The 11,765-nt window shown below is 42.8% G+C and carries 8 protein-coding genes and 1 pseudogene; 6 read left to right on the forward strand and 3 right to left on the reverse strand.

The genetic code is table 11. From position 1 onward, the window contains the following. On the reverse strand, window positions 1–3,347 hold a 3,347-nt coding region (locus D6D85_RS15020; protein ID WP_133308332.1), incomplete at its 3' end, for a hypothetical protein. 615 nt (window positions 3,348–3,962) lie between these two features. Between D6D85_RS15020 and D6D85_RS15025 the strand changes: the two genes are divergently transcribed. Continuing rightward, a complete protein-coding gene (locus tag D6D85_RS15025) occupies window positions 3,963–8,630 on the forward strand; it encodes a CARDB domain-containing protein (protein ID WP_125672877.1) in 4,668 nt (1,555 codons plus the stop codon). Continuing rightward, on the forward strand, window positions 8,627–9,763 hold the full coding sequence (locus D6D85_RS15030) for a carboxypeptidase-like regulatory domain-containing protein (protein ID WP_125672878.1): 1,137 nt from the start codon (window positions 8,627–8,629) through the stop codon (window positions 9,761–9,763). The genes D6D85_RS15025 and D6D85_RS15030 overlap by 4 nt, the downstream gene beginning before the upstream one ends. 192 nt (window positions 9,764–9,955) lie before the next feature. On the opposite strand, the gene D6D85_RS16610 is transcribed toward D6D85_RS15030, so the two are convergent. Then, window positions 9,956–10,123, reverse strand: a complete 168-nt coding sequence (locus tag D6D85_RS16610; protein WP_161969926.1) for a hypothetical protein — start codon at window positions 10,121–10,123, stop codon at window positions 9,956–9,958. 228 nt (window positions 10,124–10,351) lie between these two features. Here D6D85_RS16610 and D6D85_RS15035 point away from each other — a divergent pair, with 228 nt between their 5' ends. From D6D85_RS15035 to D6D85_RS15045, 4 genes are all read left to right on the forward strand, one after another. Next, the gene (locus tag D6D85_RS15035; protein WP_161969927.1) at window positions 10,352–10,747 is read left to right on the forward strand and encodes a hypothetical protein; all 396 of its coding nucleotides are present in this window, start codon (window positions 10,352–10,354) and stop codon (window positions 10,745–10,747) included. Further along, on the forward strand, window positions 10,711–10,962 hold the full coding sequence (locus tag D6D85_RS16910; protein WP_237558875.1) for a hypothetical protein: 252 nt from the start codon (window positions 10,711–10,713) through the stop codon (window positions 10,960–10,962). The genes D6D85_RS15035 and D6D85_RS16910 overlap by 37 nt, the downstream gene beginning before the upstream one ends. Then, window positions 10,962–11,138 (forward strand): hypothetical protein, encoded by a 177-nt coding sequence (locus tag D6D85_RS15040; RefSeq protein WP_237558876.1) that lies wholly within the window; start codon window positions 10,962–10,964, stop codon window positions 11,136–11,138. Before D6D85_RS16910 ends, D6D85_RS15040 begins: the two co-directional genes overlap by 1 nt. 67 nt (window positions 11,139–11,205) lie before the next feature. Beyond that, a complete protein-coding gene (locus D6D85_RS15045) occupies window positions 11,206–11,439 on the forward strand; it encodes an AbrB/MazE/SpoVT family DNA-binding domain-containing protein (protein WP_125672881.1) in 234 nt (77 codons plus the stop codon). 101 nt (window positions 11,440–11,540) lie between these two features. On the opposite strand, the pseudogene D6D85_RS16615 reads toward D6D85_RS15045, so the two are convergent. Further along, window positions 11,541–11,765 (reverse strand): annotated as a pseudogene (locus tag D6D85_RS16615) (hypothetical protein); the annotation flags it as partial.

An 11,765-nucleotide genomic window follows, 5' to 3' on the forward strand; every position in this document is an offset into this window, starting at 1 on the left:
AGGGAATTGAGGGAGATGCCTATCTCTGCTTCCCTGCTTCTCTCAAGGGCATCCTTAACCTCGGTTATGTTGAGCTCCGTATAGCTTATGTTTTTGAGTATGCTCTCGATGTTACGAGCATCCATGTAGTTTGTGAAGCCGAGCTCGTCCAACAGTCTCACAACATCGTTTGGCAGCCCCTGCTCTCTTATCATCTCTTGCCCCCTTCTGAAGTTCTCCTCACTTATATAGCCTGATCTGTTGAGCTCATCTACCATTTGAATTAGAAGGGGAGCAAGTTTGCTGTAGTAAAGGGAGGCATTTGAGGCGTACATCTGGGCGTTCCTCAGATGTGGATAGATGTAATTAGTGGCGTTCATCTGGACTGCACCCATGGCCCTTGCAAGGGATTCGGCTGATGCATTTGCATATGCCAAATACAGGTACTCATAGAGCAAGGCTTGAGAGGCAGTTGTGTTTGGAAGTTTGCGAAAGGCAGGTGGAACAGTTGGCGGCGGAACAAGCTGTGCGTAATTCAAGGAGGGATCCTCAAGGGCTCTCTTATAGTGCCAATCGACTACTGAAGGAATAAGCGTGCTCCCTATTAGAAAAGCCGCACCTAAGAAGGGATTTAGAAGTACGGCATCTAGAGTATAAACGGATAAGGCTTTAGAGGCGAGATAAGCGTTAGTATGCCATGCTTCATAGTCGAGTAACGTATTAATTTTGCGTTGCGGCGGGAAAACTATAATGCGTATATTACCTTCTACAGGAGCTTTCGGAAAAGTGAGATTATACCCAACAACAGGAAGTATTCCCATATTTTCTTCAAGCTTTATAGATGCTTTAAGTGCTTTATTTGCCTCATCACTGGTCATAGCTGAGGACGTTCCTGTCATTCTCGCGAGGTTTATTATAGTAGGATAATCTTTAAGCATGATACCTTCAAGTAGATCTACCAAATCAGGAAGCTCTCCCAGCGTTATAGCTTTAAACAACAGGTTTGCAGCTATCCAAATCCCTTCCTTTGAGATATTAACATAAGCAATTTTCCATTCTGCTTTGCACCAATATTTTATTATTCTGCTCTCGCTGGAAGTTATGGCACCACTATCCATTAGCAAGCATGCTATCCTCGGCTCGTTTCCTGAGGGATCTTTCTCCGGAGTAGCTATGCTAGATAACATTAGTGATTCTTCAGGAACGTAAGCCCCGCTTTCATCGCTCAAATTGACATCCAGCTCGAACATCTGACCCATTATTGGTACGATAGGAGCACCTGAGCTTATATTGACGGTCTTATATCCTAGAACTTTCAGCAGGAGAGAAGTGATGCTAACCTGAAATCTCGTGCTTGTATACGCACCTCCCCCCTCCGCCAGTGCCTCCACCGCAGAGATTTCGACATTGTATGTTCCTGGGCTTCCGGCTTTTAGCCTGCAACTGTACTGCATCTGCTCTCCAGGCTTGAGCACAGCTGCCTCAAGAGTGCCCGTACAGCCCATGCTCTCAAAGGCATTGTCAGACCAGTCTATCCCCGAGATCACATTCCTGGCCTCCCTATCCCCAGTATTCCTGACAATCACGTTCACAGAGAACTCCCTTCCAGAGACTACCTTTGTCGTGAAGTTATGCGTTATCTCAAGCTTAGGTGCACCTGCGCTTAGGACGGTTACCTGGATCCTTCCCCATATCGTTGTCCTCTGCCACACCCCTCCATGGGGTGCCATCTCGAAGTACACATCCACAGCATACGTTCCGGGACTTGTCTCAGGAGGAACTCTTCCAGTTAAGGTTATTTCCCCATATTCTCCCGGATTTAGGGATATCGTGCCGCTAACATAGCCAAAGATGCTCCCATCAGGGAAGTAAACATGATAATCAGCCGGTATGCTCCCCGTGTTCTTGACAGTAAATACAAACGATGCACTCTCCCCAGGCCTCATGCTGACACTTGATGGGCTTACACCCGTTATCTGCCCATCAAGAACTTTCGCAGGAGCTACTAGTGTAAGAGGAGCAAGAGCATAGTATCCTATTCCGCTTGAGCCGAAGGAAAATGTTGGTATCTTGCGTCCATCACCAGTGGGCCAAACATACCCATTTTCGCAGACAGCTGTGCTCGATATCCAGTTGAGGAGCTTTTCAGAGAAATCCAGATACCTTCCATCCCCAGTTAAGTTGTAGAGCATTACTACAAATCTGAACACCCTTGAGTTGATCCAAGCATGAAATCCACCCTCCCCCTCCACCTCTGGAACTTTTACCCCATCTCCCTCCGGAACTGATATCGAGATGAGCCAGTTTGCATATGCTTTTGCTATATCCAGCCTTTCTGAGTTGTGCGTTATCTCGTAGGACTTCAGGAATATATCGGCTGGGGTCATGGGGAAGAGAAGCCTGTCCCACCAGCCCCACGTTATTGTTCGGAACTTTCCATCCCAGCTGGGGAACTTAATGCCTTCATTTGTCCTTACCCCTATTGACTCTATCCAGTTCACCATCTTCTCAGCTACTTCAAGGTATTCTGGATCATTTGTTGCCAAGTACAGCTCGTACAGAAGATCGGCAACCGATGAGACCCCCTCAACAGAATAGACATTTCCGTATCCCCTATCATCGTACCACTTGCATATGCTACCCGTGCACTCGCTCGTCCAGATTATCCACCTTCCTATCTCCTTGGCCTTATCGAGGTACTCCTTATTTCCAGTTGTCCTGTAGAGGTCGATAAAGAGGAGGCCGGCATCTCTTTGGGGATAGCTGTAGATTCCGAAGAGGGCTTGGTGATATGGGTTGTAGTCCACATAACTGCCCTGCACATCCTTTCTGAGCCCGGCATTTATTATCCATCTTGCTGCCCCCTCAGCATATCTCAGATATTCATCCTTTGAGGTCGTCCTGTAAAGCTCGAGGAGGAACCTAGCAACTCCTGCCACGCTCTTCTCCGGGGTAAGATACCAGCCATCAGGTCCCGGCTTCTCATCATCATGATGAGGCCATGTAAAGCCTCCATCCCTCGATGCAGCCTTGGATATTATCCATCTTGCTGCCCCCTCAGCATACCTTAGGTAGGTATTGTTTCCCGTGATCTTGTAAAGGCTAAGGAGGAAATAACCGGCGCCTGCAGCCCCATTCTCAAATATTGGGTTATAATAAGTATATCTCGATTGATATACCCATTTAAACCCATCTCCCTCCACTTCAGCCCTCGATATGACGTAATCTGCAGCCCTTCTTGATATATAGAGAGCTTTATCCCTCACAGCGGCTAGGTCAGCCTGTGGCTGATAGTACTGGGCTGAGGGGACGTAGACAGGAAGGATGAGGATCACAAGAACGAACGGCAGTATTTTCCTGCCAAGCATTTTTACACACCAAAGAGCGGAATAGGGGTAGATAATAAAAACTTTTCTCCTAAGCTATAGATTTTTTTGAGAAAATTTCTGGAGTTAAATTGATTTTTGGCCTTAAATGATAAAATAGAGCTTGCTAGCGTAGCATCTACTTGAAGTACCTCTAATCCTGTTTCTCTCTCCACATATTTATTATACTGGCCGAAATACAAACGCGGGGGACATTTATTAATAAGCCGACATTAAAAGGCCAGACACAACAGTAGTAGTAAGAAAGTAATAACAGCAAAGTATACGCGCACTATTAGTTCTTTTATTTTTTAAAATATAGTGGCTCAAGACCGCCAACTCTCGATACTGTGCCCAAACCTCTCAGCTAACTCCTCCCGAGTTAGACCTTCCTCTATCCTCAATTTTTAATTAAAATGCATATACTTATATCAACAGCTATCTATAATGTAACAAAGTTTCAACAATATACTTTAGCTTAAACTTTTTTTATCCTTAATTTTATTCTGCCAGAAAAATAAGTATAGCGGTCTTGTGTGCAGAGCTGGTCTATCCCAAGTTTATATAAACTAGGAGAAAAGTTTTTTAATTTATGGATCGAAGACAAGAGGGGTCAAAATGTATCGCAGGTTATTAAATCTATGTGTTATTCTTTTAGCTATTCTGTTAATTTCATCAACTTTTGAAGGGTTTTTAGCTTCCAGCTTTGCCATAGGAGACCTCGTAGAAGTTCAAAATTGTAGTAGTTATGGAAAACCATTAAATGTTCGAGATGCTCCTGCTGGAAAGGTAATTGGAACGAAAAATGATGGAGCTCGTGGCACAATTATCGATGGTCCAGTAGCTGCCAGCTTAAATGGAATCACCTATACTTGGTGGAAAATTCGATGGGAAGATGGACTCGTAGGTTGGTCAGCAGAAGGTTATCCTGGGGGTGTATACTATCTTAAAAAAGTGTCATCAGAAGCACCTAAGCCATCTCCAGTGATAAATAGTGTTACATCAGGGCTTACTGCAAGCAGCAGCCGGCAGAAGGTGGACATATATGGCAGTGGCTTCCAATACGGTGCCTCGCTTGGTTTATGGGATCCGAGCGGGACGCTTATCACCGATCACTCTGAATACTTTGTGGACTCCACATACATCTATTTCTATGCTACTCTCTCGGTGGCGGGTTCTTGGAAAGTTCAGGTGATAAATCCGGATGGCCAGAGATCAAATCAGTATATTTTCCAAGTTACTTATCCTCCAATTGTCGAGACTGCGCCCGGTGCTTCTAGTGGACAGGGGCAGATCCAAGTAACAGGGGGGAAGCCTGACCTGACTGTTGAGGGTGTAAGCGTTGACAAAACAAAGGTCAGCATCGGTGATAGTCTAACGGTTACTTTCTCTATTAAGAATGTCGGAAATGCAGCTTCGGGTACCTTTCGCTACCGGATATCCCTTTCACCTTACATGTACGGATCAACATATCCCATGAATTACTTTTATGACTCACTTGAGGCTGGCCAATCTAAAATTTTGACAAAAACTGTAACTATTCCTTCGGTTCCTGAGGGCTACTATTATGTGACAGTCTATGTCGATGATAATGGGGCTATCAGTGAATCCAATGAAGATAACAACATAGGTAGTACTGGCGCCCCTGGTGGGCAAGAGCAGATCTATGTTCAATCTTCAGGAGTTAATCCACTTCCTTATACTACTCCACAAAAAGTTACTTTAACTCTATATGTTCATGAGGAAAGTAAAGACGGGCCACTTTTATCTGGAGTTAGGGTAGCAGGTTATGATGGTGCAGGAAAAAGCTTTGATCAAACTACTGATGGCGGCTACGTGGTAATCGAAGGAACTCCAGGAAAATGGCATTTCACCATATCTAAGGAAGGCTATAAGGATGTGATATGGGATCAGTATATCACTGAAGCTTGTACAAAGCATGCATACTTTACAGAAAAAATAAAGGTAACCTATCCACCAACTCCAACACCTATGCTCACCTTTACTTCTTTAGAGCCTTCAACAATAGAAACCAGCGAATCGACCTATTATGCAAATCTCATAGCCACTGGCACCAATTTCTATAATGTTGTCCAAATAACATTTACGTGGAGTGGACCGGACAGTGGTACTGCTACCTGGTGTAAGGGCGATAGCAACTGGAATGCAGGGGTAACGGTCAACTCTGATACTTCTATGACTCTACGACCAAGGGTACTGTATCAGGAAAGTGGTACTCAGCAAAAAACTTGGAACTGGATAGTGACATTAAAGGATAATACAGGTGCAACGGCTTCAAGGCAGTTCACGGTGATCTACAAGTCACCAACTCCAACTTCGACCACCGCACCCCAAGTCACTGGTGTTTCTCCTTCTCGACTAACAGCCAGTCCGTCAAGACAGTGGATATCAGTTATTGGCAATAACTTCGTCAGTGGGGCTACAGTTACACTGCAAATAGGCTCGAACATATACTCAATTCCGCAGGACAGGACAAGGCTTGTCGGTTCAACTCAAATAGATGTGTTTGTCGGTCTCACTGATCCTGGCACATGGAAAGTCTGGGTGACGAATCCTGATGGACAAAAGTCAAATATATTCAGCTTTACTGTTGAAACTTCACAAAAAGTTCAAACCCCATCTTCAAACCTAATTCCAGGAAAGGATGTCCCTACAAAAGCTCCTGACTTCTTCCAAAGAGTGTTAACAAAAATAGGCATTTCTACAAGCGATTTTGCGATACAAGCCCTCATAATATGGACAAGATACGAGAATACTAACGCGTACTGGAACCCTCTGGCGACAACGTGGTCAATGGGCGAGAAAAGCTGGAATTTCAACAGTGCTGGAGTTAAGAACTATGGTGATGAGGGGACAGGGGTTCAAGCGACGGCAAATACGCTGGCACTCTCCTACTACGGACCCATCAGAGATATGTTAGCCCTACGATCTTTTGATGAACAAGCGCTTAGAAGGGCTGTAGCAAAGTGGTCTGGTCTAGATCCGAGTTCCTCTTATGTTATTGGATTGGTCAATGAGTGGAGAAGCATCTATCCTCAGGCACCATCTGTACCTTCATCTCCGCAAAAAGATGCAACAACGATGCCATCACAATGTAGAAATAATCCGCAATACATTTCCATGGACGATGCTGCACGGTATGCTCTTGATGCCGGTTTTAATGAGGACGAGGCTGTGAAGATCGTTGCCATTGCATGGGCCGAATCCAGCGGCAATATCTATGCTTGCAATGCAAATAAGGAGAATGGTATTATATGGTCTTGGGATCGCGGTATCCTTCAGATAAACAGTCATTCGCATGGGGAAGGTACCCCGATCCCAGTGACAGATGAGCAAGCATTCAATCCAGCTGAGGCATTTAAACAGGCATATAGAATATATAAAGAAAGGGGCTTTGAGGAGTGGGAAGCATTCAACAAAGGGACATGGAAAACGTACGAAAATGATGCAAAGAAAGCTGTTGACAAGGTAATAGCTCAAATAGTTCAACCTGTAACTTCAACTCCGACATCACCGTCTGCGATAAGTAATGTTACTCTGACCCCAACTCCTTCGCAACAAGCCCCTCTGCCTCCTCTACAAGCTCCTCAAACCATTCCTAATGTGCCTATTCTGATCAGTCCAGACAACGGGGAGACCATGACGACCAGAACCATCACTTTCACTTGGAGCAAGGTACCTGGTGCTACATCCTATTTGATCGAGATCGATGGACCCACTTCTAAATTAGAGATAGTTCCTACAGCTTCCTACACGACCACTTTAGCTCCTGGCTCATACATTTGGAGGGTTAAGGCTCACAATGATGTTGGCTGGAGTGATTGGACGCAGATAAGAAGCTTCACGATAACGGTTCCATTATCGGTTCAGATGACAGCAAAACCATCCAAAATAACCACTTCACAGATCTCAACGATCATGGTTACGGTGACATCGGATGGAAATCCGGTCTCTGGGGCATCTGTTAGTCTGAGCACCACTGGCGGTTCTCTGACGAAAACCTCCGGAGTCACAGACTCTAATGGTCAATTCACCTCTGCATTCTCCTCAAGTGTTACTGGCTCTTTCACAATAACAGCCCGCGTTTCTAAGCCGGGCTATACTGGATTAGGGAGCACTCAGATTGTTGTCTCACCTTTGTCGGTTTTCAAGCTTGCCTCCTATAATGTTTGGTATAGTACCGAAGGAAAGGTTTTTGCATCAGTGACTGTTGAAAACTTAGATAATGTGAAAAGGGAGATAAATATCGCCCTAGCTATTCAGGATCCAGAAGGAAACTCGCATTCTGCGAAAGAATATAAAACAATCTCTCTAGAACCTAGGGGTTCTCAAAGCATTACTCTAAGTTTAGATATTCCTATGATAATAGGAGATTACAAAGCCAAAATTACCATTTGGACATATGGACCCCATAAAACTGAGTCAAGAGAATTAACATTCAGCGTTGCAGCAGCTTCGTCATATGACCAGCAATCTTTAGCCATTGCGAACAAATGGAAAAATGCTCGCCTAGTATCAATTCCCAAAGAAGAATTTTATAAAAACTTTGATAAAATCAAAAAGAGCTTGATATCTTCAGAAGAAGAAATAACTGTAGGGTGGGATGTAATCAAAGAATGGGCGGTATATGGGATAGAAGAGGCACTTCCCATACCTGTTCCCGAGGAATATATCAGGGCTTTTGTAGAAGGCAGATTTAAAGAGATACCTAGTAAGGATAGAGCTTTAATTGAAGCGGGACTTTTGGGAATTAAAAAGTTGGGCGAAAAAAGATTTGAATCTGTATTGAAAAAAGTCCTGACTAAGGAGATGGCGAAAAAACTATTAAAAGAGTCAGCGAAAGCGCAGGGTATGAGCGAAGAAATAGCAGAGAAGACATCAATGAAATTGGCGGAAGTCCTCGTTGCAAAGGAAGCCGCAAAAAGGGCATTAATCTTAACTAAAGCAATTTTCGCGGCAATAGATACGAAAGAACCATTAGATAAAACATTTGATTGGGCTTTTGGATCGAGCAGGGTTAGACTGCGAGAAATAACTAATATTCTTAAACTTGGATACCTTACAACTGAAACTCAAAACCATGTTAATTTTATTATAAGAGAGGAACAAGGAGGATTTGTTATATACTTAGTTAGCTATGAATATTATTATTCAGAACCTCTCTATACTTCATCTCCTAAAATCGACGGAGCACCTAGAAAAGTTATACAATATGAAATAGGAACTTATAATCAGATACCTCCGATATTCGAGGGCGGATCATGAAGAAATACCTTTTAAAAAAGAAGCTGATGATTTTCTTAATTATAACCAGCTTATCCTTCTCTCTTTCTAATGTTTTAGGTAATGATCTAAAAGCGCCTAAAGTAAGTATGGCACTTCAAAAAGTATATGTGTTCCCGCCGGGTTTCTCCTTAGATCTTACTGTAAAATGGAAAATCTACAATCCTAATAATGTAACAATTTTTTTGAAGTATATATACTTTAGGGTATACATAAATGGAAAATTCATAAATGAGACAGCTTATTTTTCTGAGATTGAGGAGGAACTAGAGAAAGAATGGTTTGTCGCTCCGGGTCAGACGAAAACAATTGAACGCACTTTTACATTAGATTTTCCTGCAAATGAGGAGATTAGGAAAATAGTACTGGAAGGGAAAGGAGAATGGAGTTTTGAGGGAACCGCATTTTTTAGTTCTTCAGCTGGCGAAGTAAGCGCACCAATAATAACTGAAAAATCAATAGTCAAGTATGAAGGCTATGGATTCACCTTATCAAAAATTTATCTTTCTCCTTCCACAATAAGAATCGAAGTCAAAGATGAAAACTGGCTTCCTATTACCGGAGCGAAAGTTACATTAATTTCAAAAATGACTACTTTCGAAGGAATCACGAACGCTTCAGGCTCAGTAGAATTTAAAGTTCCCACAACAAATTACACAATAAGGGTTTCTAAGGAGGGCTATACTCTACGCGAGGAACTTTTAGAGTTATCAGCTCCGTCAAGTGTCACGAAATCAATTCAGTTGTATCCAAGCAAGGGATGCACGAAATTAATTATAGAGGTTAAGGATGTAGCTGGAATGATTATTGATAATGCAATTATCACTCTTTTCTCAAAAGATCTTATTGATAATTTCACTAAAACTACAAATGTCTCCGGAATAGCAGAGTTTGAAATCCCACAAGCAAATTATACTTTAACAGTTTTCAAAAAAGGATATCTTCCACATAGAGAATCTTTGGATCTCTCTAAATCTCCGATTGAGAGAAAAGTTATCCAGCTAAAACCTGAGTTAACCTGGTTGGAACAATATCGATCCTATCTTATAATTGGAGCAATAGCGATCTGCTTTATCGTTTCTGCAGTTTTGAGGCTAAAAAGAAAATCAACTTGATTATACAGAAATGTATATATTTGACTAAAAATTTATTTTTTAAATATCTGTCAAAACAACCTAAGAATCTTCCCTAACCTCTCGATCTTATATCCAGCCTCTTAGCCAAGTTAGACCTTTCTCTATCCTCAATTTTTGATCAAAATGCATATCACTTATAACTTATACCAACAAGAACTAGAGTTTGATCATCTAGATTATGAGGCTTCCCCTACGAATTCCTTCCTTGAGGTTGAGCTCAAGTCTCCATGTTTCCAGAGTCGGAGCTCCGATGATGAGGTCGGGTAATGCCCTCCTCTTGCCCTCTAAGATAACTTCCTTAACCATATTCCTCGTGAGGTATATCCTGTCCTCAATCAAGTATTCATCGATCGTTATCTGGGCATCAACATAGCCGCTGATAATTATCTTTTGCCCGTTTAAAAGAGCTAGTATAGAGGAACCGGCAGTTTATTAACTAGGAATGCCTCAATCCCATTGGAGTCCAGCACTCCCCATTTTTGTGATGAGCTGAACCCTTTATTCCAGCAGAATTAACCTCTGAAAGAGGAAGCTTTTTTATTAACCTAGGTGAATTTATATTCCTTGGTGAACAAATTGACTCTGGTGATAAAGAATATAGACAAGAAAGTTGTGAGGGAGTTCAAGGCAGAGGCCATCAGAAGAGGTCTAACTCTCTCCAAGGCCTTTGAAGAAGCTGCCAGAATATGGCTGGAGTTCAAGGATAAGGCTATTGTTAGCGAGCAGGACTTAAACAACCTAGTTTATGAATCGATGGAGGAGGAGCTCAGGAAAAACAGGGGGAAGTATGCAGTAATAGCAAAGGGAAAGCTTCTTGGGATTTTTGAGACGATAGAAGATGTATCCCTCGCCCTTAGATCAGCTAATGTGAGAAACGCTATTGTGGTCAAAATAGGGCATGATGATGTTTTAGTGGAGGGACCTGAGTGGCTGGGAGGATCTATAGAGCTAGGGAGTGCTTAAAATATGGGAGATCTGTTCTCGTCTCACGTCCTTGCATTAAGCTCAAAGTTATGAATGCAAAATTGGAGGAATATCCAGAGGAGCTCTCCTTTTATGTTGATACAGGATTTGAAGGAGCTATTCTCGTCACAGAGGATGTCTACAGATTTTTGAAGTGGGAGAGATGCCTAGGAAGTACTGGAGAACCTATACATCCCTTTCTGGGCCCATCGTAATGAGGGCAGCGAAGGCAATAGCTCTAATTGGCGATACCAAATTGGAGACAAGGGTTGAGACACCTTTAGTTGGAAAGGGAAAGCTCCTAGTTGGGAGGGAGCTTTTGAAAGATTTAATCTTAGTGCTGGATGGTCCCAGAGAGGAGGTTTGCATATCGGAGATCGTGCTGAAGTGATATACAGATTCTCTAATGAACCATTAAGTGGGAAATTTTAAATAATAGGCATTGATATAAAAGTGGGATGACAATAGAAGTGGTACGAATAGATAGAAAGGGGAGACTGCTCATACCGAAGAAGCTGAGAGAGAAAGCTGGAATAGAAGAAGGGGGGCTTGTGAGGCTGAGGGCTGAGGAAGGGAGGGTAATAGTAGAGCCTGTTGAGTCTGTTGCCGACAAATACTTCGGGGCCTTTAAGGTGGAAAGATGGCCTGATGACCTAGATGAGTTTCTAATCGGGATGATGAAGGAGTGCTGAGAAGAACTTTTTAATGAAGTCATCTAGAAGGCTCCATTAGCAAAAGATCGAAAGATATAATAATTGACATTATTTAGCTTAGGTAGGAAGGAGTTAATTAATCAGCCAACGAAAATGTTCAGCACAGCCACTATAATTCCGATGAGGACCATAAGGGCAGAGTATCTCAGGCCTCTTCCAGATCTTCTTCCCATTGCATAGCCAAGGGATGCAAGAAGTGCGACGGAAGAGACCATAAATCCATAGTACGCCTGTTCCACTGTGAGAACTCCATACATAGATAAAATAAAGGGAATTGTCACTGTAAAAGCGGATAGAAGAGGGGA

The organism is Candidatus Methanodesulfokora washburnensis (genome assembly GCF_003947435.1).
GTDB classification, from domain to species: domain Archaea; phylum Korarchaeota; class Korarchaeia; order Korarchaeales; family Korarchaeaceae; genus Methanodesulfokora; species Methanodesulfokora washburnensis.

Coding starts and splice junctions, on each gene's coding strand:
- D6D85_RS15025 (WP_125672877.1), top strand. CDS start 3,963: ATGTATCGCAGGTTATTAAATCTATGTGTTATTCTTTTAGCTATTCTG.
- D6D85_RS15030 (WP_125672878.1), top strand. CDS start 8,627: ATGAAGAAATACCTTTTAAAAAAGAAGCTGATGATTTTCTTAATTATA.
- D6D85_RS15040 (WP_237558876.1), top strand. CDS start 10,962: ATGAGGGCAGCGAAGGCAATAGCTCTAATTGGCGATACCAAATTGGAG.
- D6D85_RS15045 (WP_125672881.1), top strand. CDS start 11,206: ATGACAATAGAAGTGGTACGAATAGATAGAAAGGGGAGACTGCTCATA.